The sequence below is a fragment of the Paenibacillus zeirhizosphaerae genome, assembly GCF_030705605.1.
Taxonomy (GTDB): Bacteria; Bacillota; Bacilli; order Paenibacillales; family Paenibacillaceae; genus Paenibacillus; species Paenibacillus zeirhizosphaerae.
The window spans coordinates 258,734-284,783 of the sequence record NZ_JAPCKK010000014.1 but is presented as its reverse complement, the minus strand read 5'-3'; the positions used below and the strand labels follow the sequence as shown (position 1 = coordinate 284,783).

Annotated in this window: 25 protein-coding genes; 18 read left to right on the top strand and 7 right to left on the bottom strand. The window is 50.3% G+C overall.

Features of this window, described 5'->3' with window-relative positions; genetic code table 11:
* Positions 1–34: 34 nt before the first annotated feature.
* Positions 35–946 carry a LysR family transcriptional regulator gene (locus OIN60_RS08440; RefSeq protein ID WP_305754421.1) on the bottom strand — a complete coding sequence of 304 codons (912 nt, stop codon included), beginning with the start codon at positions 944–946 and terminating at the stop codon, positions 35–37.
* 181 nt (positions 947–1,127) lie between these two features.
* Here OIN60_RS08440 and OIN60_RS08435 point away from each other — a divergent pair, with 181 nt between their 5' ends.
* Complete coding sequence (locus OIN60_RS08435) at positions 1,128–1,592, top strand: DinB family protein (RefSeq protein ID WP_305754641.1); 465 nt, start codon at positions 1,128–1,130, stop codon at positions 1,590–1,592.
* Positions 1,593–1,750: 158 nt separating this feature from the next.
* On the opposite strand, the gene OIN60_RS08430 is transcribed toward OIN60_RS08435, so the two are convergent.
* The 3 genes from OIN60_RS08430 to OIN60_RS08420 all read right to left on the bottom strand — a co-directional run bounded on the left by OIN60_RS08430 (position 1,751) and on the right by OIN60_RS08420 (position 5,613).
* Positions 1,751–3,040 carry an Nramp family divalent metal transporter gene (locus tag OIN60_RS08430; RefSeq protein ID WP_305754420.1) on the bottom strand — a complete coding sequence of 430 codons (1,290 nt, stop codon included), beginning with the start codon at positions 3,038–3,040 and terminating at the stop codon, positions 1,751–1,753.
* A gap of 292 nt (positions 3,041–3,332) precedes the next feature.
* A complete protein-coding gene (locus tag OIN60_RS08425; RefSeq protein WP_305754419.1) occupies positions 3,333–4,601 on the bottom strand; it encodes a DNA polymerase IV in 1,269 nt (422 codons plus the stop codon).
* A gap of 172 nt (positions 4,602–4,773) precedes the next feature.
* Entirely contained in the window at positions 4,774–5,613 is an 840-nt protein-coding gene (locus OIN60_RS08420; RefSeq protein ID WP_305754418.1) for a helix-turn-helix transcriptional regulator, read from the bottom strand.
* A 206-nt stretch (positions 5,614–5,819) separates the two neighbouring features.
* Here OIN60_RS08420 and OIN60_RS08415 point away from each other — a divergent pair, with 206 nt between their 5' ends.
* The 6 genes from OIN60_RS08415 to OIN60_RS08390 all read left to right on the top strand — a co-directional run bounded on the left by OIN60_RS08415 (position 5,820) and on the right by OIN60_RS08390 (position 12,311).
* Positions 5,820–6,581 (top strand): SDR family oxidoreductase, encoded by a 762-nt coding sequence (locus tag OIN60_RS08415; protein WP_305754417.1) that lies wholly within the window; start codon positions 5,820–5,822, stop codon positions 6,579–6,581.
* 180 nt (positions 6,582–6,761) lie between these two features.
* Positions 6,762–7,859, top strand: a complete 1,098-nt coding sequence (locus OIN60_RS08410; protein WP_305754416.1) for a MerR family transcriptional regulator — start codon at positions 6,762–6,764, stop codon at positions 7,857–7,859.
* A 60-nt stretch (positions 7,860–7,919) separates the two neighbouring features.
* Positions 7,920–9,212 carry an amidohydrolase gene (locus tag OIN60_RS08405; RefSeq protein ID WP_305754415.1) on the top strand — a complete coding sequence of 431 codons (1,293 nt, stop codon included), beginning with the start codon at positions 7,920–7,922 and terminating at the stop codon, positions 9,210–9,212.
* A gap of 174 nt (positions 9,213–9,386) precedes the next feature.
* Positions 9,387–10,301, top strand: a complete 915-nt coding sequence (locus tag OIN60_RS08400) for a DMT family transporter (protein WP_305754414.1) — start codon at positions 9,387–9,389, stop codon at positions 10,299–10,301.
* 375 nt (positions 10,302–10,676) lie between these two features.
* On the top strand, positions 10,677–11,375 hold the full coding sequence (locus OIN60_RS08395; RefSeq protein WP_305754413.1) for a YitT family protein: 699 nt from the start codon (positions 10,677–10,679) through the stop codon (positions 11,373–11,375).
* A gap of 147 nt (positions 11,376–11,522) precedes the next feature.
* A complete protein-coding gene (locus tag OIN60_RS08390; RefSeq protein WP_305754412.1) occupies positions 11,523–12,311 on the top strand; it encodes a lipid II flippase family protein in 789 nt (262 codons plus the stop codon).
* A gap of 88 nt (positions 12,312–12,399) precedes the next feature.
* On the opposite strand, the gene msrA is transcribed toward OIN60_RS08390, so the two are convergent.
* Entirely contained in the window at positions 12,400–13,398 is a 999-nt protein-coding gene (gene msrA, locus OIN60_RS08385) for a peptide-methionine (S)-S-oxide reductase MsrA (RefSeq protein ID WP_305754411.1), read from the bottom strand.
* Between the two features lie 97 nt (positions 13,399–13,495).
* Positions 13,496–14,107, bottom strand: a complete 612-nt coding sequence (locus OIN60_RS08380; protein ID WP_305754410.1) for a TVP38/TMEM64 family protein — start codon at positions 14,105–14,107, stop codon at positions 13,496–13,498.
* Positions 14,108–14,470: 363 nt separating this feature from the next.
* On the opposite strand from OIN60_RS08380, the gene OIN60_RS08375 reads away from it, so the two are divergent.
* The 3 genes from OIN60_RS08375 to yxiS all read left to right on the top strand — a co-directional run bounded on the left by OIN60_RS08375 (position 14,471) and on the right by yxiS (position 16,599).
* Positions 14,471–15,172: a TerC family protein gene (locus OIN60_RS08375; RefSeq protein ID WP_305754409.1), complete on the top strand. Its 702-nt coding sequence runs from the start codon at positions 14,471–14,473 to the stop codon at positions 15,170–15,172.
* A 148-nt stretch (positions 15,173–15,320) separates the two neighbouring features.
* The gene (locus OIN60_RS08370; RefSeq protein ID WP_305754408.1) at positions 15,321–16,253 is read left to right on the top strand and encodes a Gfo/Idh/MocA family protein; all 933 of its coding nucleotides are present in this window, start codon (positions 15,321–15,323) and stop codon (positions 16,251–16,253) included.
* A gap of 28 nt (positions 16,254–16,281) precedes the next feature.
* Positions 16,282–16,599: a protein YxiS gene (gene yxiS / locus OIN60_RS08365; protein ID WP_305754407.1), complete on the top strand. Its 318-nt coding sequence runs from the start codon at positions 16,282–16,284 to the stop codon at positions 16,597–16,599.
* A 91-nt stretch (positions 16,600–16,690) separates the two neighbouring features.
* Here yxiS and OIN60_RS08360 read toward each other — a convergent pair whose 3' ends face one another.
* Positions 16,691–17,509: an AraC family transcriptional regulator gene (locus tag OIN60_RS08360; protein ID WP_305754406.1), complete on the bottom strand. Its 819-nt coding sequence runs from the start codon at positions 17,507–17,509 to the stop codon at positions 16,691–16,693.
* A 199-nt stretch (positions 17,510–17,708) separates the two neighbouring features.
* On the opposite strand from OIN60_RS08360, the gene OIN60_RS08355 reads away from it, so the two are divergent.
* The 8 genes from OIN60_RS08355 (at position 17,709) to nirD (ending at position 26,042) form a co-directional block, all read left to right on the top strand.
* A complete protein-coding gene (locus tag OIN60_RS08355) occupies positions 17,709–18,818 on the top strand; it encodes a Gfo/Idh/MocA family protein (RefSeq protein ID WP_305754405.1) in 1,110 nt (369 codons plus the stop codon).
* Positions 18,819–18,838: 20 nt separating this feature from the next.
* Positions 18,839–19,606 (top strand): sugar phosphate isomerase/epimerase family protein, encoded by a 768-nt coding sequence (locus OIN60_RS08350; RefSeq protein ID WP_305754404.1) that lies wholly within the window; start codon positions 18,839–18,841, stop codon positions 19,604–19,606.
* Positions 19,599–20,681, top strand: coding sequence for a Gfo/Idh/MocA family protein (locus OIN60_RS08345; protein ID WP_305754403.1), 1,083 nt, complete (start codon positions 19,599–19,601; stop codon positions 20,679–20,681). The genes OIN60_RS08350 and OIN60_RS08345 overlap by 8 nt, the downstream gene beginning before the upstream one ends.
* Positions 20,682–20,744: 63 nt before the next feature.
* Positions 20,745–21,713 (top strand): sugar phosphate isomerase/epimerase family protein, encoded by a 969-nt coding sequence (locus OIN60_RS08340; protein ID WP_305754402.1) that lies wholly within the window; start codon positions 20,745–20,747, stop codon positions 21,711–21,713.
* A 21-nt stretch (positions 21,714–21,734) separates the two neighbouring features.
* Positions 21,735–22,463 carry a ThuA domain-containing protein gene (locus OIN60_RS08335; RefSeq protein WP_305754401.1) on the top strand — a complete coding sequence of 243 codons (729 nt, stop codon included), beginning with the start codon at positions 21,735–21,737 and terminating at the stop codon, positions 22,461–22,463.
* Positions 22,464–22,736: 273 nt separating this feature from the next.
* Positions 22,737–23,057 carry a winged helix-turn-helix transcriptional regulator gene (locus OIN60_RS08330; RefSeq protein ID WP_305754640.1) on the top strand — a complete coding sequence of 107 codons (321 nt, stop codon included), beginning with the start codon at positions 22,737–22,739 and terminating at the stop codon, positions 23,055–23,057.
* Between the two features lie 206 nt (positions 23,058–23,263).
* Positions 23,264–25,690 carry a nitrite reductase large subunit NirB gene (gene nirB, locus OIN60_RS08325; RefSeq protein WP_305754400.1) on the top strand — a complete coding sequence of 809 codons (2,427 nt, stop codon included), beginning with the start codon at positions 23,264–23,266 and terminating at the stop codon, positions 25,688–25,690.
* 37 nt (positions 25,691–25,727) lie between these two features.
* Positions 25,728–26,042 carry a nitrite reductase small subunit NirD gene (gene nirD, locus OIN60_RS08320; protein WP_305754399.1) on the top strand — a complete coding sequence of 105 codons (315 nt, stop codon included), beginning with the start codon at positions 25,728–25,730 and terminating at the stop codon, positions 26,040–26,042.
* Positions 26,043–26,050 lie beyond the last annotated feature (8 nt).

Here is a 26,050-nt window from a genome sequence, read left to right as displayed (position 1 = left end):
TCCTTAGTTGCTAGGCTCGCTCGTCCCAATACCATTACCCCAACGACCGATTTGCACGTTCGATAACGCTTTGAATATAGGACTGTAATACATCGATGAACAGCCTTGCGGCTTGACCCATAAACCGGTCTGTACGGTAGATGATACAAATGTCTTGACTCGGTGTTGGATTCAGCAGCGTGACAGCAGTGACTTGCTCACGGTTCAGATGATCCAACAGCAAGCGGGGGAGAATACAGGTGCCGACTCCTTGCTCAACTAAGGAAAGAAGAGAGGATAATGTTGAAGTGACGATAGGATTGTCTATGACCATTCCTTTGGCCTGACAGTAGTCCTGAATGATCCTTGTGATCTGGTGGTCCTGACTGAACATGACCATCTTTAACTGCTGCAATTGCTCGAAAGGAATTGCTTTAAGCTTTGCAGCAGGATGATCTGACCGGACAGCCAAGGCAAACTCCTCATGGAACAAGGGTACCACTGCAATTCGGTCATCAGGTTTGTCTGGTACTGTCGTAACTCCGAGATCCCTTTTTCCGGCTAGAACCTGTTCATATACATCGGTAGATTCTGTCACCGTCAACGAAAGTTTAGGATAGGTATGGTGAAAGTCGACAAGCAAAGCGTCAAATAGCAGATCTCCGTCACCAGGGAGAATGCCGATGTTCAACTTGCCGCCTTCCATTTTTTTGAGATCCAAAATTGCTCTCTTAATATAATCAACACGTTCAAAGATCAGCTCCGTCTGTTCCAGTAAAATCGTGCCTGCCTCTGTCAGCGCAATCCGTTTGCCAATGCGGTCAAAGAGTGGCAGCCCCAGTTCGTTCTCCAAAAATTTGATCTGCTGGCTAAGATTCGACTGGGTGGTGCATAGCTTCTCAGCCGCTCTGGAGAAATGCATTTCCTTGCATACAGCCGCAAAATATTCAAGCTGTCTAAGCTCCATTTTAACGCCCCCATAACCGTCATGTTTGAATGTGTACTCTAAATCCTCTCTAATTTTACTATAAAAATCATTATTTATAATGATCATTTGCATCGGAATTACGTGATTGTTGCTCTTTGGAGAGGAAGTTACACTTAATTACGAAAGGAAAACATGACTAAAACTAAGGAGGCGTTTTATGATGACTCATTCAGCTATTAGCACAAGCAAGGTTCTGCGTCAAATTGTGATCGGGCAGGTGCAGGCCATTCCAGAGGAACGATTCGATATTCAAGCAGAGGGCTTCAACAACACGATCCGTTGGAATATTGGCCACGTTATTTATTGGATGGATAAGTACTCTACTCTTAGCTTTGCTTCACTATCTGCCGTTCCGGATCATTATGCGTCCTTGTTTAATTCCGGAACCAAGCCTTCCGATTGGGAGATTACACCTCCTTCCAAGGAGGAACTGGTTAACCTGCTGTCAAGCCAGCTATCCCGTTTTGCTGCACTGACACCTGAAATACTAGATGCGAAGCTGGAAGCACCGTTTGTAATGGGGCCTTTCCAATTCGACACCGCGGGTGAATTATTTAACTTTGCCTTGATGCATGAAGCCACCCACCTGGGAACGATCTCAAGCCAGCTCAAATGTGTTGGTTGAACTGGGGTGGTGGAAGTGTGGGCTGCCGGGTTGTTCGTGACACCACTGCCCATCTTTTTGGAAGCACAAAAGGTCAAGAACAAGGGGATTAATTTCCCCACCGTTCTTGACCTTTACGCTGGTTGTTTGAGCAGGATTGTGTTCGCATTACTCCCTTATTAACCGATGAATGTTTGAAACAGGAGGAACACATTCAATGCTATGATTAACGCGGCCGCGCCCCAGGCGAGAATGGTTGTGATACGCCGGTTCACCAGACTGCCCATCAATTGACGATTGCTTGTAAATATAATTAAAGGAATTAAGGCGAATGCAATTCCAAATGACAGTACGACCTGGCTCATGACCAATGCATAGGATGGATTAACGCCAAGAGCAATGATGACAAGCGGTGGAATCATCGTAATGAGTCGTCTGAGAAACAGCGGAATCCGTCTTTGAATAAACCCTTGCATAATAATATCCCCGGACATGGTGCCTACCGATGAACTGGACAAACCGGAAGCCAGAAGACTAATCCCGAAGAGAATGGCCGAAGCTGGGCCAACCAAATGACCGAATTGCTGAAAAGCAACGTCCAAATCTTCAACCTGCAAGCCATTATTAAAGAACAATGCGGCAGATACAATCAACATGCTGGCATTAATGGCTCCTGCAATGAACATGGCGATTAAGATATCAATAAATTCAAAACGAAAGATTTTCCGCCGATCTTCCTCCGTTTTGCCTACGATTCTGCGTTGCGTTAGCGCGGAATGAAGATAAATCGCATGCGGCATTACAGTTGCCCCAAGAATACCTGCGGCAAGCAAGACACTGTCCACGCCCTGAAATTGAGGCACAAAAAGCCCGTGTAATACTGGAGCAATTTCCGGTTTAGCAAAAAAGATTTGGGTCATGAATGCCAATACAACAATGAACAGCAGACCCGCGATCCCCGCTTCAAGCGAACGGAATCCCCGGCGCTGGAGTTCAAGAATAGCAAAAGAGCCTACCGCAGCAATTAAGGCTGCAGGAAGTAAAGGAATACCGAAGAGCAAGTACAATCCTAAAGATGCACCGATAAACTCCGCGAGATCTGTAGCCATGACGACCAGCTCAGCTTGGATCCATAGCCCGATCGAAACAGGTTTCGGAAATTTCTCACGAGCGACTTCAGGCAGATTTTTACCAGTGGCAATCCCTAATTTTGCTGACATCGATTGAATTAAAATAGCCATTAAATTTGAAAATAGTACCACCCATAAGAGCAGGTATCCGTATTTTGAGCCTCCAGCGATATTGGTTGCAAAGTTTCCTGGATCGATGTAAGCAATGGCTGCAATAAAAGCCGGTCCCAGGAAAGGTAATAATCTCCTCATTCCTTGAGTGTTTCCTTTTAGAACTGCGTGTGCAGATTTAATGGTAGTATTAGAAGACTGTTCTTGTACAACGACATCTTCACTCATAAAAAGCTCCCCCTAAATATCATAATGCTTTATTTTTATAGTCGGCATATGTTTCCTTTGACCAACTTTTATTTTAAAAAAATGCATCACCCAAATAATTTTGCCCATGTGCAAATTATATTGCCTAAACCACACTTTTGACAATCATTTTTTTTCAGAAAGATGAATCAGGCTTTCAGTTGGGCAGAAAAAGTGGGGGATTTAATTAGAGGGGATTATATATGAGTGATTCTTGTTCTTTGTTTTAAGAAAGCTGAGGCCCACGTTGATCCGAGTAGGATCAATTAATGGTTTATTTATAATGCCCCCCGATTTTCAAAGCTCTTTCCAAAGCCTGCCCTGCGTGGGTGAGGGAGGAGGCTCGGATGATCGCGGCACTGCCATAACGTTCCTTGATGCTATCCGTGGCTTTCTCCAGAGAGCGGGCCCGCTCCTCATCTTCAAAGAAGGAAAGCTGGTATGTCTCCGCATCCGTCAGACCGCTCAGGCTGATACCCAGGCGTCTTACCGGCATCTGGTCCCAGAATTTATAGAAAATCTCCTTGACGGCCGTATAGATTTTATTCGTATTGTTGGTTGAACCGGACAGCTTCATCTGCCGTGAAAATCCGGTTGGCGTTTCGTATGGGCTATACATACAACTGACAGTCACGACAGACCCCATATACCCTTTGCGGCGGCTGTCCCGGCATACTTCCTCGGTGAGCTCCAGCAGAATGGTTTCCACTTCGTGAGACTTCAGATAGTCCCTGGGCAAGGTTATCATGTGGCCAATTGACTTTTGCGATGTGCTGAACGTATACGGAGCAACAGGGCTATCATCCAGACCGTTGGCAGTTCGCCACATGACCTCGGCCTGGATATCCGACTGCTTGCCGAAATAGGCGCGGAATTTGCTCTTAAGCACAGGCAATGGTGTTCTGGCGATATCCCCGATGGTTGTCATGCCAAGCCGCGTGAAATGAATCGTCATGCGTGAGCCCACACCAAACATTTTGCCCACTGGCTGTGGCCATAATAACGGTTCGACCTCTGTTTTGGGCAATGTGAACAGGCCGCTATCATTCTTCTTCGCCCAAATATCCGTTGCGATCTTGGCAAGAACTTTGTTGGAGCTGATGCCGATCCGCACCGATACCTCGGTGCGCCGCAGCACCCTTTGCTGAATTTCTCGGGCAATGGCTAAAGGGTCGCCGAATATGCTCAGGCTTCCGGATACATCCAGAAATTGCTCGTCCACACTGTAAACCTCCACCAGGTCGGTGTATTTCCTGTATATATCAGTGATAGCCAAAGAAACATCGATATAGTGCTTCATGCGGGGGCGCACAATGACGAGGTCAGGGCACTTCTTAAGCGCCTCGCCGAGGCGTTCGGCTGTAGTTACACCGAATTGTTTGGCGATTGGGCATGCGGCTAAAATAATCCCCGAGGAGCGTGAAGGATCACCTGCTACCGCAAGCGGCCTATTTTTATACTCAGGATGCTCAGCTTTCTCCACACTTGCGTAAAAGCTCTGGCAGTCTGCCAAAAAGATTGTCCGCTCATTTATTTTAGTCATGCTGTAGATCCTCCAATAAGGCAATTTGTACGAACGTATATTCTTATTATAATCCAAACATTCGTTCTGTATACAAGGTAATTGTTGGAGCTAAACCTCAACAAATGCTCTTGAGACATGCTTGGAATAAGTTGCACAATTCGTAAATCAGGCCCACGGATTCAGGGAGGTCTCAAGCGCGCTTATGCAGATGCTGTAGTTTTCCGTCATCTTGTGCGCCTACTGGTGTGTACAGAACTAAAGTTCTATCTTCCCTTTCGTTAGGATGAAACATAATTGAATTCAATCCAATTTCCCCTATATCAGGATGTTGAAGTGAAAAATGATTATCGTAACCTCCTTGTACGTCATATCGTTCCCAAAATAAATTGAACTTTGAACTGACTTCACCAAGATCACCAATGATTTCACTAAGACAGGGATCTTCCATATGTCGTGCAAATGCGGTTCGAAATGCAGCAATTATCTTGCCAGCCGATGTTTCCCAATCTATAAACCGCTTGCTGAAAACTGGGTCTGTAAACATCAGCCAAATTAAATTGCGGTCGCATTTTCCCTGGCCAAAGCCCCCAAAAAGCTCCTCGGCAGTCTGATTCCAAATCGCTATGTTCCATTTCCCATCCATAACATATGCAGGATAATGGTTGAATTGATCTACAATAAGCTGTAGCTCCGAATTTGTTACATTCATTTGTGGCGATGCAGCTTTTGCTTCCAGAGGCACCTTGCGTTCAGCTAACATATACAAATGGATTCGCTCATCATGTTGCAGACGCAAGGTATGCGCCAGACTGTCGAGTACACTGTCTGACACTTTAATATCGCGACCTTGTTCCAATGCAGCGTACCACGGCAGCGAAATGCCGGACAACGCAGCGACCTCCTCACGGCGAAGCCCACTAATACGCCTACGCCCACCGGTTTCCGGTAGGCCTGCCTCATGTGGAGAAAGCCGCTTTCGTCGATTTTTTAAAAATACGGCCAACTCTTTACGGCGCAGGTCTTCTTTCATCCTAATATACTCCCTTTGAATGTTTGCTAATTCTTAATAATTATACAGCAAGTGATCTATGAATGTATGTGTGATTGCAGGTTTCCAACCTTTGGGTAATAGAATTTCTATTACTATAAGAAGTTGTACTATAACTGCAGGACTGCCTATTCCTGAAGTTCCGAAGTATGCTGTGATTGTAATGAGCAAATAAGGAGGACTTCATAATGGTCAAAGATAAAACTAAACTTCAGGATAAGGTAGCACTCATCACGGGAGCGAATCGCGGTATAGGCCTAGCAACGGCACGTTCACTCGGAAAACTTGGAGTGAATATCATGATCGGTTCCCGTAATAGGCAGAATGGGGAAGAGGCAGCGGCTGTACTTCGTTCCGAAGGGATTCAGGCTGAGGCTCTCCTACTCGATATCACTTCAGATGTGGATCGCCAAAAGGCTTATGATTTTATTAATCAACGTTACGGAAAACTGGATATTTTAATCAACAATGCCAGTGTGCAAAAAGAAATAGAACATCTGTCACCTGTAAATTTGACCAGCACTATTTCAACAGATCTCTTGCGTGAAACTTTTGATTCTAACTTTTTCAGCCATGTAGAGTTAACACGCCAGTTATTACCGCTGCTTCGCATGGCACCAGCTGCCCGAATTGTAAATGTATCCAGTATCTTAGGTTCCCTGAATCTTCAGGATAATCCAGATTCGCCTATTCGTGAATTGAAAATATTTGCTTATAACGCATCCAAAACAGCTATAAATTCGTTCACTATTCATCTTGCCCATGAGTTGAAAGATACTCAAATCAAAGTTAATTCTGCTCATCCGGGCTGGGTCAAAACCGAACTGGGTGGTCAATATGCTGAAATGGAAGTAGAGGATAGCCCCAAGACCAGTGTTCTACTAGCAACCTTGCCTGATGATGGGCCAACCGGGAAGTTCTTTCATCTAAATGAAGAATTGCCCTGGTAATCATCATAACCAACAAACAATACGGGATTTGATATCATGGTTTAAGTTGAAAAGCCGGGAACCCTGCCTTTTTTAGACAGGGTTCCCGGCTTCTCGTCTTGGGGGCTTTCGTATTTGATGCTTACCTTGACGTTACGTCAAGGTTGTATAATGGGAGGGATGCAGAAAGGGGAACGGGCTATGCAAGGCATGAAAATTAATGAGCTGGCGCAGCAATTGAATATATCCGCACGGACGATTCGATTTTATGAGGAAAAAGGGATGATCCGGCCCGCCAAGGACCCGGGGAATGGGTATCGACTGTTCGGTCAGCGGGACGCGCTGCGCTTGCGCATTATTGTGACGCTGCGCGAATTCGGCATGGGGGTTGAGGAAGTTAAGGGGCTGCTGAAATTGCTGGATAGGGGACTGCGCGAGGAAGCAGTCTATGCGCTGGAGCTGCAGCGTTCTGCCATGTTCGACCGTTGGATGGAAGGCAAGCGCAATCTGGAAGCGGCTGATTTCATGATTCAGCAGCTCCAGGGAGATCGTGGTCTCGAATGGGAGGATCTGTTCGAGCTGGCGGGAGGGTTAAAGCGCCGTCGCGAGCTGCGCGATGGCTGGCGGGACGCATGGGATTTCGACAGCCGCGCCGCCGTGCATGACGAGCTGGTCAGTGGTACGGACAGCAGCGGAGGACCGCATCCGGTCTATATGACGACCCTGCGCATGATGGTGGAGCGTGTTCTTCCCGCTCCATGGGAAAGAGGGCTAGATGCCGGGACTGGGACGGGCAATCTGGCTGGAATGTTTGCGGAGGCCGGTGTGTCTATGGCGGGAATCGACCAATCCAGGGAAATGCTGAAGCAGTGCCGCCGCAAATTTCCGCAGGTTGAGACCAGACTGGGCAATTTGCTGTCTATTTCCTATATGGATGGAAGCTTCGATTTTGTGGTGAGCAGCTATGCGTTGCGTCATCTAACCTGGGAACAGAAGCAGGTAGCGTTGTCCGAGATGAAGCGGGTGCTGAAGCCGCACGGAAGAATCTGCATCGCGGATTTGATGTACATGGACGAGGGTGGTCCGAAGGATGTACTATCAGACATCACCCTGGGCAGCAGCGTGACCGGATCTGACACTCCCGTATACTATGCACGTTGTTCGGAGCTGCTGGAATGGTTCGGACAGAACGGTTATTTGGCGGCCGCTTTTCATATCGCAGGGGCGGTGCATATGATCTATGCAGTGCCGGTACAGCGGGGACCTCAACCGGAGGAGATATCCCGGAGTCATCCTTGACCTTCACGCAAGGGCATAGTGTAGCCTGACGTTGTAAACCAAACGTCAGGAGGCTGTGTTATGTCAACAATCAAAATTAAGGGTGCGACCTTGTTCACTATGGTGGAAGGGGAAGCGCCATATGAGGGAGATCTTCTGATTAAGGATAGCCGCATCGCGGGCGTGGGCCCGTCCATTGCCGAAGAAGCGAAGGAGATTGTGGATGGCCGCGGCATGATCGCCATGCCAGGGCTTGTTAATGCCCATCAGCATTCGCCGATGAGTCTGTTGCGGGCCTTCAGCGATGATCTGAAGTTGTTGGACTGGCTGGAACGGAAAATGCTGCCCGCAGAGGGACGCATGACACCAGAGGATATCTATTGGGGGGCGAAGCTGGCCATCGCGGAAATGATCAAGTCCGGCACTACGGCTTTTGCCGATATGTACATTCATATGAACGAGATCGCCGAAGCGGTGAAGGAAACGGGCATTCGTGCTTCACTTACTCGTGGCGTTATCGGGCTGGAGGATGACGGCGGACGTAGAATGGCGGAAGCGGCTGACCTGATCGACCGTTGGCATGGACAGGCGGACGGCAGAATTACAACCATGGTAGGACCCCATGCCCCGTATACCTGTCCCCCGCATTTCATGAAAGAAGCTCTGACGCTTGCCGCGGATAAGCGCGTGCCTGTGCATACCCATCTTGCGGAAACGGTGGAGGAAATCGCAAAAATACGCGAGAAATACAATTGCACCCCAACGGAATATTTGGCCGATACGGGGATTCTGTCCCACAGCCATGTTCTTCTTGCACATGCTGTGCATCTAACGACGGAAGACGTGAAGCTGCTGTGCGGGATAAAGGGAGGTGTGGCGCATAATCCGGTCAGCAACCTAAAGCTGTCCTGCGGCATAGCGCCGGTAGTGGAGCTGCTGGAGCAGCGAATCTGTGTCGGACTCGGTACGGACGGAGCGGGCAGCGTGACAACGCTCGATATGTTCGAGGAAATCAAGGCCGCTGCTTGGCTGCAGAAGCTGCGGGCCGGCAGCCCTGCTGCGTTTACGGCGGGAGAAGCGCTCGCCATGGCCACCATCGGTGGTTCGGGATTGCTTGCGCTGCGAGAGGAGATCGGCACGCTGGAAACAGGGAAAAAAGCGGACATCATTCTCATCGATCTTCGTAAACCGCATCTGCAGCCCGTCCATAGTATGGAATCTCTGCTGGCCTACAGTGTCAACGGAGCCGATGTGGACACCACGATTGTGGATGGGCGTATTCTCATGCGCGGCCGTCGTCTGCTGACGATGGATGAAGAGGAACTTCTGCGCCAGGCATCTGTTCGCGTCAAACGGATCACGGAAGGTGTTTAAACGGTCAGACTCAGATCACCTAATGCACATAGATGTTATCTGTAAGCTGAGAAGAGCCTTTTTTTGCGGACAGGGCTTTCCATAACGATTGAAAAGGAGTATTCTTTTAGTTTTAAGGATGCTGTATATAGTTATACAGATATACAGATACATATAGGGAAAGAAGGAATGCAGTTGGCTCGCTCATTGTATGTAGCTTTGATTTTGCTCAGTCTGATTTGGGGAGGCTCCTTCCTGTTTATTAAGGTGCTGCTGCAGCATGCTCTTGGCCCATGGACGATAGCAAGCCTGCGCTCCTTATTCGGCCTGGTATTTATTCTGCTTATCATGCTGGTTCTGCGCAAGCCTTTTTCCTTCAAGCAAATATCATGGGGCGGAGCTGTCATTGTCTCACTGGTGAATATGGCTCTGCCTTGGGGATTGATTGCATTCAGCGAAACCAGGTTAACCAGCAGCATGGCCTCGGTGCTTAATGCAACGACACCGGTCTGGACCATGCTGGTGGGGCTTTTGTTTTTCGGAGCCTCCTTTACCAGGATGCAGTGGGCGGGCATGCTGACGGCTTTTGCAGGCATTATTGTTCTGCTTGGCATCAATCCTGTGACGATGATCTCGGTGGACCCGGTCGGATTTGTCTGCATGCTGGGGGCGACGCTATGCTATGGGGTAGGCACGCAGTTGTCCAGACGTCTGCTGGGCGGACTCAGCATGTATCAAATGACGTTCGCCACTCTGTTAGGAGCTGCAGCGGGAAGCGGCCTGATCGCTGTTTTTACGGAAAAAGCGCCTGACCTGTCGGAGCCTGCCGTTCTCGGCTCCTTTATCGGACTTGGCATATTTGGCTCGGGCGTGGCTTATATTTTGTTCAATTATATGATCATGAAGGGGAGCCCGGAGTTTGCGACTTCGGTAACCTATCTCGTTCCTGCCAGCGCCATGATCTGGGGTTATACTCTGCTTGGCGAGCACATTGGCTGGAATCTGCTGGTAGGTCTGGTTCTGATTCTCGGCGGCGTGTTTGTGGCGAACCGCAAAATGGGAACAAATTCCGGCACAAAGGCGGGTAAAAGGGCAGATCTCCAGTCGTAAGGCCTCCAGCAGCCGCATATAAATAAAAATGTGCGGAAGTATCCGCGCAAGCAAGCTGTTTGGCATATGGCGCTGTGTGGTATAATAGATTAAGAGAAACCGTTCCGCTGCATACTCGAGCTGTTTCTTCAGACCAACTAAAGAAAGGATCAGGATACCATGAGTCCCCGAAGGATGATTCCCCAAAGGACGATTTGGAAACGTTATGATCTATCCTACACTTAGCTCTTCCGTGAGTGCATGTCGGTGACCGACTACTGCGGAAGAGGGGATTAAGAATGCGAAGGACCAAGTCCTCCAGGCGGATGTTACGCCCGGGCTTCCGCAAGTACCGGTTGAATATGAACCCACTTGTGAGAAACCGGAGGAGCCTGTATGAGGATAACAAACGAAAAGACGTTTTTTAACAAAGTGCCGCAGCAAACGGCTGTCATGCTGCTGGGAACCTGTATGTTGGCATTTGCCTATTATCATATTAACTATGCGAATCATTTGTCCGAAGGCGGTTTTGTAGGGCTTGCTCTGCTGGGCAAGTACGTATTCGGGCTATCACCGGCCTGGAGCGTGTTTCTGCTCGATGTGCCGGTCCTGATTGCTGCTTGGCTGATCAGGGGTTGGCGCTTCGCGGCCCAAGCACTGCTGGGTGCGGCTACGTTCTCATTATTTTACAGCGGTTTTGAATGGCTTTCACCGCCGTTGATCAATTTGCAGGGCAACCTTGCCGTAGCTTCTGTCCTGTCCGGGGTGTTAACCGGGCTGGGTGCGGGAATGGTCATGCGCGTCGGAGGGGCGACAGGCGGTGACGACATTCTGTCTTTGCTGATCAGCCAGTGGAAGGGCTGGAAGCTGGGTAGCGTATTTTTTGTGAGTGATTGTATCGTGCTGCTGCTGTCTCTCTTTTATTTGCCCTTCAAAGAGACGATGTATACTATTTTTGCGGTGTGGATTGCTGGCCAAACCATAACGCTGACGGTTACATTCAGGCTCAGGCCTGCTGCTGAGTCCGTGGGAAAGATACAGCCTGCCGCCGGGGCAGCGTTAACCGGTGTGCAGAGAGCGGGGCAATCATCTTAAAAACAAAACCGTCCGGGAAATCGGACGGTTTTGTTTTTTTGCTTCAATCAGTCGTAATGGCTGGTTCCTGTAGGATATAATCAGTACTTGAAAGAATGGACAATGGAATAATTAAGGAGTGAAATGAGAAGGAGGCCGGGGAATATTATGCTTGTGCTTACTTGTACGCTTTTGTTCACCATGGTGATCCATACGGCGGACAGCCTGTCCTATGCGCTGCGACTGGGAGGCCTGCGGGCGCGCCGCATCGGGTTGGCCGTGACGGTAGCGGGTATGCTTCTGCTGGTATCACGCACCTCGAACATGATTCAGGGGCCGATGCTGGGCAGTATGGCGGATCAGGCCAAGCTGATTGCACAGGAACCGCTGGAATGGAAGCTGCATGCCATACTGGCAGCCGCGACGGCCGGTACGCTACTTGCGATTCTGCTGTTTCCGGCCATGGTCCGTATTTCGGCAAGGCTCGTTGTACATTTGGAAGCTGCCGGATCGGTCGGAGGTATGGTGAGGCGGCTGGTGCAGCAGGCGCGCTGGAGACATATCGGATATTATGTCAAGCGGCCGGATCGCGCGATGGCGCATAGCCTGCTGCACGGTTCTTTTCCCAAGCGGCTGGTTCTGTTGAATCTGGTGGTCACGGCAGTATATACGGTCGGCGTTTTGTCGGCTGTATATGCCTCGTATCTGTGGCCGGAGCATGCGACCTCCATGTCGATGTCTTCCGGACTGATTAATGGGGGAGCGACGATTTTGCTGACACTGCTGATCGATCCGCGGCTGGCGCTTCTGTCGGAGCGGGCTGTGAGAGGGGATCTGCGTCTGGCAGGCATGAACCGGATTTACGGCTGGATGCTGGTATCCCGGCTGGGCGGTACGCTGCTTGCGCAGCTCCTGCTGGTGCCGTTTGCCTACTGGATCGGCTGGATGATCGGATAACCATTTTTGGGAGTGTCTCAGAATATGAAAAAGGAGAGCCCAGATCAACGGATCTTTGGGACATCTCCTTGGCGATACACGAGTGATTTTACAGGGACTCCTGTCCTCTCTGACTGTCCTCGAACAGGTAGGCGTATTCTCCGTACCCCTCCTGAACGAGATCTTCCTTCGGTACAAACCGTAAAGCCGCAGAGTTAATGCAGTAGCGCAGCCCATCAGGTCCGGGACCGTCGTCAAACACATGACCCAGATGCGAATCAGCCTCACGGCTGCGCACCTCAGTACGGATCATAAAGTGGCTGAGATCGGTTTTTTCCTTGATATTGTAGCTGCGAAGAGGGCGGGTGAAACTTGGCCAGCCGCAGCCCGCATCATACTTGTCGCGTGAGCTGAACAGCGGTTCACCGGATACAATATCAACATAAATACCATCCCCCTGATGATCCCAGAATTCGTTCTCGAACGGTCGCTCGGTCGCATTGTTCTGTGTAACCTCATACTGCAGAGGAGTGAGCCGCGACTTCAGGTCCGCTTTGTCGAATTTGCCTGACCAATTTCGCTCGATAAAGTCTTCGCGTCCCGATCCTTTACGGTACCGTTTGTAATGGCCCGGATTTTTCTTGTGATAATCCTGATGATATTCCTCCGCTTCATAAAAAATGGATGCTGGCAGGATCGGAGTGACAACCGGATTGTCAAAACGTCCGCTTTTGTTCAGCACCTCTTTGGAGGCTTCGGCCTTCACGCGCTGCTCCTCACTGTGATAGAAGATTGCAGTTTTGTAGGATTCGCCGCGGTCATGAAACTGTCCGCCCGCGTCGGTTGGATCGATCTGCTGCCAGAACAGCTCCAGCAGCCTCTCATACGGAAAAACTTGCGGATCAAATGTAATTTGCACGGCCTCCACGTGACCTGTTGTATCCGAGCACACTTCTTCATAAGTAGGATTTTCTGTATGTCCGCCCGTATAGCCGGAGCGTACCCTCTTGATGCCGGGAAGATCCTCAAAGGGAGAGACCATGCACCAGAAACACCCTCCCGCAAAGGTAGCAAGCTCTGTATGCTGCGGATTTTTGATACTATTCATAAAATCACTCCATTCCATTAGGATGTTTTAATTCGTGGGATTTCAATCGTTTGCAATTAAATTATAATCTACTTTGTTATCGAGGCCAACCGGAACGTTAACGTCTGGTGCCGGCCTTGAGCCTGCTTATCCATAATATGGATCCTGCAAGCATCGTATAGCCGGTGAACAACAGCAAGCCGGCCATGGGTCTGTCCGTCAGCAGGCTGCCGACGTAAGCATAAATGATAATGCCAGGTAACTTGCCGATGCCTGTAGCGAGCATGAAAGCCCGGAACGGAAACTCGGCAACGCCTGCATAGACATTGACGGCTGCCTGGGGAATGACGGGCATTAGGCGGGCGGCCAGAACGGTGGTAAACGGACGGCGCTCCATTGCCGCCGTAAAAGCATGCAGCGCAGGTACACGTTCCAGGTAAGTCCTGCCTCGATCGCGGAAGAGAGATCTTGCAGCCCAATAGACGGTCGCGGCTGCGAGCGTTGTTCCTGCCCAGCAAATGACGGCTGCCTGCCAGGCTCCTGTGATATAGGCTGCTGTCGTAATAACCAACTTGTAGGGAACAAACGGAATGAGCGCGAATCCAAATGCCAACCCCAGAAGCACAGGAAGGGAACCGTGTTGCTGGGTCCATTCCAGCAAATCATATCTGTACATAAACACGAAGCCGAGCAGCAAAACATAGGCTCCGGCAGCAATCCATTTTTTCATTGGCTCACCTTTCAGGCAGGGCTACAGCGTACCGGTGACCTCTCTTCCCACAGCGGAACAATTTGGTGTTCCATTCTACGAGATTGTATGCTATACTTGCCATTAATAAGAATAGTTCCCAAAGGGGAGTAGCTCTAAGCGGTAAAGTCGTCATTACGGGAAGTTTCCCCGGCTTTATTGGCAACGCCTGCGTTGTAGCGAGACCTTTGCCTGATTTCTTTTTCAATTCGGGTAAAGGTCTTTTTTGATGCAAAAATCAAGGAAGCGCCGTTCCGGATCGAAGAGGAATGGGCGCTTTTTGTGCATGGATGCGGGCAACTATGTCAATTATATCAAAATAAAGAGAGAAAGTGGGGAAACTTGATGGATTTTTTTGGAGTGGAATTTTGGATGGCCCTCCTGTCGATCGTTGTTATCGACCTGGTGCTCGCGGGTGACAATGCCATCGTTATCGGCCTTGCAGCGCGAAATGTACAGAAGGAGGATCAGAAGAAGGTTATTTTCTGGGGGACGGTCGGAGCCGTTGTCATCCGGGTAATTGCAACCCTGCTGGTTACGTATTTGCTCCTTATTCCGGGTCTTCGTCTAATCGGGGGACTGCTGCTCGTATGGATCGCTTATAAGCTGCTAGTGGAGGATAAAAAGCATGAAATCTCGGCAGGCAATCAGATGTGGGCTGCGATTCGTACCATCATCATTGCTGATGCGATGATGGGGCTTGATAACGTGCTTGCGGTGGCAGGTGCTGCTCATGGCGACATGTTCCTCGTGATTCTTGGTCTTGCCATTTCTGTACCGATCATGGTGTGGGGGAGTACAATTATTCTGAAGCTGACGGACCGTTTTCCGATAGTTATTGCGATCGGAGCCGCAGTGCTTGCTTATACCGCTGCCAAAATGATCATCGAAGAGCCAATGATTCATGCATGGTTCCTGAACCCTGTGCTGAAATACGGCTTTGAACTGCTCGTTGTAGCCGCTGTTGTCCTGCTTGGCTGGCAGATGAAAAAGAAAAAGACGAAAGAGGCTGCGGCTCATCCGAAGCAAGTGAAAATGTACGAATAAGCTACTTATGTCCAATAAATTCATCATGCACAGTCTTAAGACGGTTCCCGGCGGGAACCGTCTTTTTACGGATGAAATTGCCCTTGGGCCTTAGAGGAGGTACACTGTAACGTAGAAAACCGAAGTGTTGACGAAATGGGGAAGCCAAATGAATGAAATGGAGAAAATAAAGATAGCTGTGGCCGGACTGGGGGATATCGCCCGCAAGGTGTATCTGCCTTTGCTGTCCGCTCATGAGGGCGTGGAGGTCATCGGTATTCACAACCGGTCTCTGGAGCCGGTGCAGCAGATGCTTCGCAAATACCGATTCAAGCAGGGGACGACCGATTTGAAGGAATTGCTGGGCTGGGGGCCGGACGCTGTATTTATACATAGCGCGACTGAAGCCCATTTTGATATGGTAATGCAGTGCATCGAACAAGGTGTAGCCGTATACGTGGACAAACCGCTCTCTTATGATTTGCGGGAAGCGACGGAAATGGCGGCTTTTGCGGAAGCCCAGGGAGTTCTGCTCGGGGTAGGTTTTAATCGGCGCTTTGCACCCCAGTACGTGCAGGCCAAGGCATGGCTGGAGGAGGTGGGTGGCATCCGCCAATGTGCTGCGGTGAAGCATCGTACGGGACTTCAGCAACGGCCGGCAAAGGAAACGGTGTATGATGATTTAATTCATATGCTGGATCTCTTGCTATGGCTAGGCGGCGATCATTATGAACTGCTGCAGGCGAGCGTGGATCAGGATGAGGAAGGGCGCTTGACCCGTGCATTCGGCGCGCTGAGGCTGGGGGTAGCTGCGGGAATGTTCAGTATGGACAGACAGGCTGGTGTTGATTTCGAGAGGCTGGAGCTTCACGGCCACGGCCGGTCGGCTGAGGTCACGCAAATGGAGCAAGCCGTGTTGTATGAGAAAGGGCGGCGGCCGCAGGCAAGCGGCTTCGGAAGCTGGGACACGATTTTGCATCGGCGCGGCTTTACAGGGGCGGTAAACCATTTTCTGGACAACATCCATACACCGGAGCAGTGCAGTATCCGGGCAGGACTGGCTCTGGAATCGCATATATTAGCTGAGCGTCTGCTCGGATGATGATACAGATCAACAAGGAGAGAAGCAGATGAGTGATAAGAACCGCCTGCAAACGGTGGAGGACATGGTTGTCGAAAGTTATCGGCAGGAAGAGGACATGATGATTCTCGTATTTGCCCAGTGGTGTGTCAATGAAGGGCTGGACCCGCAGGAGTTGTACGAACAGGCTTATCCCGGACAGGAGCAGAATGACCGTCTGCAGCGGGTGCTGGAGCTGACGGTACCGAAAGAGGAGGCAGGGCCAATTCCGGATGATACCGTGCTTGGCGTGCTTTCCATGTTCGGCAACGACGATCTCGCGATGGTCGTGTCGGAACGGATTCAAGGAAGGCCGAAGAAAGGATAGGTCGTTAGAAAGCGTATGACGGAGCTGCTTCCAAGATGGAGCAGACCTTCATACGCTTTTTCATTATAGCCGGATTATCGGAAAATTGATGTCAAAGATGCTCTCTGTGAATGCTCCTGAATTCCTTAGGCGACATTCTAAATCGGGAACGGAACACGCGATGGAAATACGTGTAATTAGCAAAACCCGATGATTCGGCCGCCTGTTCCAGCGACATGGGGCTAAAAATAATGCGCTCCCTCGCCATATTGAGCCGGACGTCAAGCGTATACTGCATAATGCTTGTTTCGAAGGTTTCCTTGAAGAGGTGAACGGCCCGCGATACGCTGATACCGATATGGGCCGCAACATCCTCCAGCTTGAAGGCGGATGAGGCGTTCTCTTCAATATAGTTCTTGATCCGGTAAGCGAGATAGCTTTGGTGGGACGATGCCGGATGCTCAGCGAGAAGTCTGTCAATTTCCAGGCAGAGTATTTTCATATAGTATTCCGAAATCTCTGGGTACGGATTGGAAATCCGGCGCTGCTCCATGACGATCTGGCGGAATAATCCCAGCAGCGACTCCGTGAGCTGGACTCTGATTTTGGTCGGCCGTTTGTGACGGTTCCACCATTCGTCGACCCATGCTCCTGCAAAGAAAATATGATAATCACCGCTTTCGATGGTCTGTTCGCCCATCGGATTGAGCTCGGTGTCGATTTTCAATTCGTACGGCTCGGTGGGGTTGAACAGCAGCAGGTCCCCCGATTCGATCCTTACCATTTCGTCTCCAATGCGCGCTTTGCATCTTCCGTCTGTCTGAAGGCGGAAGAGATAGTTTTTGATGCCTTCCGGCTGGGTTTGGTGAAAGGGCTTGCGATGAAACGAGAACCCTGCGGTCAAAACTTGGCACGGTTCAATTGTGGACATAACGACGTCTCCTTATGAACAAAATTCTCCTGCAGCAGTACAACGGAATAACGTTTGAGATCAGAAAAAAGTTTTTTTGAAATATTGACCAGATTGTTCATGTTTTAATCATATTATTCATTTTAATTGAAATGGTTTAGGAATACTATAACAACTAGATTGAACCTGCTTTTAATGCAGCATAAGGAGTGAGAACATCGTGAAGAGAGTTAAGGCGGGTATTATCGGCTGCGGTAATATCAGTGCCGTATATCTGGCGAATCTCAAGAAAAGTCCTTTTATCGAAGTAGTGGCAGTAGCTGACTTGCTGGTAGATCGTGCAGAAGAAAGGGCGAATCAATTTGGTATTGGAAGCGTATACACCGTAGACCAGCTTATTCATAGTCAAGAGGTCGAGCTGGTGTTCAACCTTACGGTTCCCGGTAGTCATGCGCTGACCGATCTGGCGGTGCTGGAAGCTGGCAAGCATGTATACAGCGAAAAGCCGCTTGCTGTATCGCTAGAGGACGGGAAGCAGGTCGCTGATCTGGCTAGAGAGAAAGGGCTCCGGGTCGGCTGCGCACCCGATACGTTTCTGGGAGCTGGCATTCAGACCGCACGATCCGCGATCAAGGAAGGGCTGATCGGCAGCCCGGTTGCCGCGACGGCCTTCTTCATGGGTGAGGGTCCGGAATGGTGGCATCATGATCCGGAATTTTTTTATGCTTCCGGCGGTGGCCCGATGTTCGACATGGGACCTTATTACCTGACGGCCCTCGTTAATTTACTGGGCCCGATCCGGCGGATCAGCGCCTCGGCAGGCATCCAGATTCCGGGCCGCAAGATTCATAGTGGACCGAAGAGCGGAACACCGCTTCAGGTACAGACACCGACACATCTGTCGGGAACGCTGGATTTTGTAAACGGAGCTATGGTCACTATGATTACGAGCTTCGATATCCGGGGAGCCTCTGATCTTCCACGGATTGAAATATATGGAACCGAGGGGATACTCAGTGTTCCGGACCCGAATGAGTTCAATGGAGAAGTCAGATTGCGAAAATTCGGCGAGGAAGAATGGCGGACCGTTGCTCCCCTGTTCGAATGCTCAAGCAATGAGCGGGGGCTGGGTGCCAATGAGATGATTACGGCCATGCGAGCGGGCCGGCCCCACCGCGCCAGCGCGGAGCTTGGCTACCATGTGCTTGAAGCGATGCATGCGTTTCAGCGTTCTTCTATGGAGGGCAGACATATCAATCTGGAGAGCACTTACGAACCAAGTGAAGAGCTGTACTATGGAACAGAAGTAATGTCTGCGGAACAATCATAATTAGTCGGGAGGATAAGAAAATGGCAAAGATCGGCTTGCAGTTGTACACAGTAAGGGATCAGCTTGAACAGGATTTTGAAGGAACGCTCCGCAAGGTGGCTGCACTCGGCTACCAGGGAGTGGAGTTTCACACCTTCTTCGGACGCACCGCGGAGGAAGTCAAGGCGCTGCTTGACGAACTGGGACTGGAGATATTGGGGACTCATGTCGCTTATCAAAGACTAGTTGATCATCTGGATGAAGAAATCGCTTATCACAAAGCCGTCGGCAACAAGTATCTGGTGGTTCCTTATCTGACCGAAGAGGAAAGACAATGGAGTGAAGTTTTTGACAATCTGGCTAAAATCGGGACTGCCTTGAAAGAAGCAGGTCTGGTTCTTTGTTATCATAACCATGAGTTCGAACTGACTGAAGAGCTGGACGGCAAGCCTGTTTTCGACGTTATGTACGAGACTGTTTCTGCGGATGTTCTGCAAGTGGAAATGGATACCTGCTGGGTGCATTACGGAGGATATGACCCTGTTGAATATATAGCTCGCTACACCGGACGTCTACCGATTATTCACCTTAAGGATATGAGCAGGAATGAGGAGGGCAACGCGGTTACTGTAGAGCTCGGCAAGGGAGAGGTTAATCTGTCCGCCATTGCCGATGCAGCGGTTGGAGCGGGCGTAGATTGGATTGTAGTGGAGCAGGATCACTGTGCCAATCCACCAATTCAAAGCATCGAAACAAGCATACAATGGATTAAGGAATACGCCAATCAGGGAGGGCAAGTCAATGTCTAACACGGTAAAAATCGCAATTGTCGGATGCGGAGGTATCGCAAACGGCAAACATATGCCAAGCTTGGCCAAACAAGCAAACGCCGAAATGATCGCATTCTGTGACATTATTAAAGAGCGCGCTGAAAAAGCCGCTGCCGAGTATGGTGCCGAAGGTGCCAAGGTGTACGATGACTATCAGGAAATGCTGAAGAGCGGAGGCTTCGACGTGGTCCACGTCTGCACGCCGAATGATTCCCATTCCGAAATTACGGTTGCATCACTCGAAGCGGGCAAACACGTGATGTGTGAAAAGCCGATGGCAAAAACGTCCGCACAGGCTCGTGAGATGCTGGAAGCGGCCAAGCGAACAGGTAACAAGCTGTCGATTGCCTATCAAAACCGTTTCCGTGATGACAGTCTGTATTTAAAGGAAATGTGTGAAAACGGCGATCTCGGTGAGATCTACTTCGGTAAAGCCCTCGCTCTGCGTCGCCGCGCTGTGCCTACCTGGGGCGTATTTCTGGATGAAGAGAAGCAGGGGGGCGGACCGCTGATTGATATCGGCACCCATGCACTCGATCTGACTCTGTGGCTGATGGACAATTACAAGCCGAAGAGCGTCATGGGCTCCACATTCCACAAGCTCGGCCATCGCGAAAATGCGGCCAACGCCTTCGGACCGTGGGATCCGGAGCAGTTCAAGGTTGAGGACTCCGCCTTCGGCTTTATTACGATGGAGAACGGGGCGACCATTGTGCTGGAATCCAGTTGGGCGCTCAACGTGTCCGAGTTCGGTGAGGCCAAGTCGCTACTGTGCGGAACGGAAGGCGGAGCGGATATGCAGGACGGACTGCGCATTAACGGTGAGAAAAACAGCAGACTGTACGAGACCAAGATCGATCTTGGAGCGGGGGGCGTGGCCTTCTATTCCGGTGAAAAGGAGACGGATGCCGACCGCGAGGCCCGCTTGTGGCTAGAGGCCGTGCAGAACGATACCGAGCCGTTGGTGAAACCGGAGCAGGCGCTTGTCGTTACGGAAATTCTGGAGGCTATCTACGAGTCGGCCCGGACAGGCAAAGCCGTATACTTTGAGTAAATGCAACCTGTTTGTTGCAGATGAAGCAGCTTATATTAGTATACGTACAAGGAGGCGTGAAGCATGAAACTCGGAGTATTCATGGTATTGTTCGGTGACAGATCGCTCGAGGAGGCGCTTGATTTTGCGGCATCCAGAGGAGTGAAGGCTGTTGAAATCGGCACGGGTGGCAATCCGGGCAATAAGCACTGCAAGCCTGCGGAGCTGCTGGAAAATGAAACAGCACTCAAAAACTTCAAGAGGGCGGTGGAATCCCGTGGCCTGATCATCAGTGCACTGAGCTGCCATGGCAATCCGCTGCATCCCCAGAAGAAGCTGGCGCAAGCGGATCACGAGGACTTTATTAACTCCGTGCTGCTGGCAGAGAAGCTTGAGGTGCCTGTTGTTAACACCTTTTCAGGTTGTCCGGGCGATCATGAGGATGCCAAGTATCCGAACTGGCCGGTGGCTCCATGGCCGAATGATTATCAGGAAATTCTGAAATGGCAGTGGGAGAACAAGGTTATTCCTTATTGGACGGAAACGGGCAAATTTGCGTCTGATCACCACGTGAAGATTGGGCTGGAGCTGCACGGCGGCTTCTCAGTGCACACACCGGCAACCCTGCTGCGTCTGCGCGAGGCGGCGGGTGAAGTGATCGGAGCCAACCTGGACCCGAGCCATATGTGGTGGCAGGGAATCGATCCGGTACAGGCAGTTCATATTTTGGGCCGCGAAAACGCAATTCACCATTTCCATGCCAAGGATACGACCATTGACCCGGTGAATGTAAATAAACATGGAATTACGGATATGCAGAGCTACTCTCAAATGCTTGACCGAGCGTGGCAGTTCCGAACGGTAGGCTATGGTCATGATATAAAGACCTGGGCTGATATTTTAAGCGCACTGCGGCTTGTCGGTTATGATTATGTGGTAAGCATTGAGCACGAAGACGGTCTGATGTCGATTGAAGAAGGCTTTACAAAAGCCGTCCACAATCTTCAACCTATTATAATGGATGAACCATTGGGAGATATGTGGTGGGTTTAAACCATTAGGGGGAGCAAGCTTATGATAAACGTCACCATCTGGAACGAATACGTCCATGAGAAAATTCACGATCAAGTAAAAGCGGTATATCCGGACGGACTGCACACAGCGATTGCCGCTGGGTTGGCTGGGGAAGGCTTCGCCATCCGGACTGCTACGCTTGATCAGCCTGAGCATGGCTTGACTGACGAGGTGTTGAATACGACGGATGTGCTGATCTGGTGGGGGCATATGGCCCATGACCGGGTTAGTGATGAAATTACAGCTAAGGTGGTTCAGCGTGTCCAACAAGGTATGGGATTCATCGTTCTGCACTCAGGACATTTCTCTAAACCGTTCAAGACATTAATGGGAACCAGTTGCGATCTGAAATGGAGGGTAGCCGGAGAACAGGAAATTGTCTGGTGTGTGAATCCGTCCCATCCGATTGCGGAGGGCGTGGAATCCAAAATCGTGCTCGATCAGGAAGAGATGTACGGTGAATTTTTCGATATTCCGACTCCAGATGAGCTAGTATTCGTAAGCAACTTCCAAGGAGGAGAAGTATTCCGCAGCGGCTGTACGTTCCGCCGGGGATCCGGCAAGATCTTCTACTTCCGTCCTGGCCATGAAACCTATCCGACGTACTACCAGCCGGACGTTCTGAAGGTAATCTCCAATGCGGTGAAATGGGCCTATCCGGCGCGCAAGACATCAAATGTGTTTGGAAAATCCGAACCGGTGCGTCCTTTTAAAGAAATTCTTGTCTGACGGGATGGAAGCTGCTAGGCAATCAGTGTTGCAATTTGCCACGGCATATACGGCAGGCGGAGCCTCTGGGGTTCCGCCTGTTTTTTTGCATTAGAAAGTTGATGAGTAACAGCGGCGCCGGGCGGGTAATGAATAGGATAAAATAGTTCCTTTATTTCACTTATCGGCGAAAAGACTTGCAACTCCTTTTATTTGCGCATAAAATATGATAATGTGATATATACTAACAAAATGAAAGTATTGTCAAGCGGACCTGTAAAGAGGTGAAAAATGATGGAGGATCAACAACTGTCAGGAATGTGTCCGAGATTTGAATCGGCATTTTCCTTTTTGGGCAAACGATGGAACGGACTTATTATCCAGTCTTTGATGAGCGGACCGAAAAGATTTAAAGATATCTCGAATCTCATTCCGTCCATGAGTGATAAGATGCTGTCGGAAAGAATGAAGGATCTGGAGAGCGAGGGTATCTTGATACGGCATGTATATCCGGAAACGCCGGTTCGTATCGAGTATGAGCTGACGTCGAAGGGACATGCGCTTCGCCCGGTTATGGAGCAAATCCAATCTTGGGCTGAAGAGTGGATTGAATAGGTTGCTGAATAGGAGAAAATGTTGAAGAGTCCAGGGAGGGCTCTTTTTTCTTGTTGTTTTAAAATAAATTTTGAAATACATACGCTGTATTTGTGACGAAAATCACAAAAGGAATAAAGAAAATTCGTTATACTTGCCTTAATTATATAACAAGCGATGTCAGATATAGGATTGAGAAACGGCATGGCTTGAGGGGAGGCACTCAGATGAGTACAGCACGGGAGAAACTTGTCGTCGTCGGCAACGGAATGGCCGGCATTGGAACATTGGAGCAAATGATTAAGCTTGGCGGTCATTATGATATTGAGATCATTGGCAGTGAGCCGCATCCGAACTATAACCGGATCATGCTTTCCTACGTGCTGGAGGGCACGAAGACTATTGACGACATTATTTTAAACGATTGGAGCTGGTATGAGCAGAATGGGATACAGCTTCATACAGGGACAGCGGTTACGCGGATCGACGCCGAGGATCGAAAGGTTCATACAGATACAGGGCTCGTAATCTCGTATGACAAGCTGATTATAGCAACTGGATCGAAGCCGTTCATGCTGCCTATTCCTGGAATTGATAAGGAAGGTGTTGTTGGCTTCAGGGATATTGCGGATTGCCACCGGATGATGGAGGCCGCCGCTTCCTACGACAAGGCCGCGGTCATCGGCGGAGGTCTACTTGGTCTGGAGGCCGCTAAGGGACTTGTTAATCTGGGTATGGACGTAACCGTCGTTCATTTGATGGACGATCTGATGGAGCGTCAGTTGGATCATCCTGCCTCAGCCATGCTGCAGGCCGAGCTGGAACGTCAGGGCATTAAATTTGCCATGGGCAAGCAGACGGTGGAATTAACCGGGGAGCAGCGGGTGAACGGACTGCTGTTCAAAGACGGCAGTCGCCTGGATGCAGACTTTGTGGTCATGGCGGTAGGCATTCAGCCGAATACTGCAGTGGCCGCAGGAAGCGGCATGGCGGTGAACAGAGGCATTATTGTTGACGATTACATGCAGACCTCTCTGCCCGGTGTTTATGCGGTCGGTGAGTGTGTCGAGCATAGAGGTGTATGTTACGGTCTGGTGGCTCCGCTGTTCGAGCAGGGCCTCGTATTGGCAAAGCATTTATGCAGTGTGGATACGAAGCCGTATGAAGGCTCTGTCGTATCCACCAAACTGAAGATTTCGGGGGTGGACGTATTCTCGGCGGGAGAATTCATTGAAACAGGTGAACATACGGTCATTTCGGCAAAAGACGACTGGAAGCGGACTTATAAAAAGGTGCTGCTTCGCGGCAATCAAATCGTTGGCGCTGTGCTGTTCGGGGATGTGACCGAATCCGCCAATCTGCAGAAGCTGGTGCGACAGCAGGCCGAAATGAATGATGAGATTTATGCGTCCATTATGGGGACTGGCTGCTGCGGCGGCGGGGCCAAGGCGGCTTCCGTGGAAACGATGTCAGATGATGAAATCGTATGCGGCTGCAACGGAGTGACCAAACAGGCGATTGTGCAGGCGATTACGGAGCAGGGTCTGTCCAGTGTGGAAGAAATCAAGGCATGCACTGGAGCTACCCGCTCATGTGGCGGCTGTAAGCCGGTCGTGGAGGATATTTTGAAATTTGTGCTGGGGGATGGTTTTGCGGCTGGTGCCCAAAAAGGAATTTGCACTTGTACCACGCTGAACCGGGATGAAATTGTTGCGGAGATTAAGGCGAAGGGGCTGCAGAGCATCCGGGAAGTGATGCATGTACTGGGCTGGTCCCAGCCGGAAGGCTGTTCCAAATGTCGGCCTGCCCTGAACTATTATCTTGGCATGATATATCCCGAAACGTATGAAGATGAAGCGGAGTCCCGCTTTGTTAACGAACGCATGAGCGCTAATATCCAGAAGGACGGCACGTTTACGGTCGTTCCTCGCATGTATGGCGGTGTCACTACACCGGAGGATTTGAAGCGGATTGCGGATGTGTCGTTAAAATATGATGTTAAGGTCGTCAAGGTGACAGGCGGTCAGCGGCTCGACCTGATCGGAGTAAAGAAAGAAGATCTGCCGAAGGTATGGGAGGAACTGGATATGCCTTCAGGTTACGCCTACGCCAAATCTCTGCGCACGGTGAAAACCTGCGTCGGCTCGCAATTCTGCCGTTTTGGCACACAGGACTCCATGGGGATGGGAGCGCGGCTGGAGCGCAAATTTGAGCGCCTTGATCTGCCGGCCAAGTTCAAGTTTGCCGTGAACGGGTGTCCGCGCAACTGTGCCGAGTCCTGCACCAAGGATATCGGAATCGTCGGTAATGACGGGGGCTGGGAAATTTTTATCGGCGGCAACGGGGGCATCAAGGCTCGGCTTGTGGATTCGCTCTGCAAGGTGAAATTCGATGATGAGCTGGTCGAAATCTGCGGTGCCGTAATGCAGCTATATCGTGAGACGGCTAATTATCTGGAGCGCACATCCGAATGGGTAGAGCGTATGGGGATCGATACGATCCGGGCACAGATCGTTGAAGATACCGAAAATCGGAAAGCATTGCTGGAGCGCATTGAATTTGCTCTTACCCAGGTTGAAGATCCTTGGAAGAAGCTGCTGCGCGATCCTCAAAAACGTGGTCTGCTGTTCGAGCATAAAGAGCCCGCAATATAAATGCCGAAGCAAAAACAAATAAGCAGGAGGAGATTCAATGCATACAGTAACGGTTGGCCCCTTAGAAGAGTTCCAGCAGCGGATTGGGCGGGTCGTGCAGTTGTTTGACCGGGAGATTGCCATCTTCCGCACCTCGGATGAACAGGTGTATGCGGTCGATAACCGCAATCCGCACCCCAAAGGCGGTCCGCTCGCCGAGGCCATCGTATCCGGTCATTTTATCTATGATCCTTTATATGATTGGAAGATTGATCTTGTCTCGGGCGAGGTACAGGCCCCCGACCATGGCCAGGTGCGGACTTATCCCGTTCAGTTGCTGCACGGCCAGGTTGTCCTTTCAATACCGCAATAATATTTACG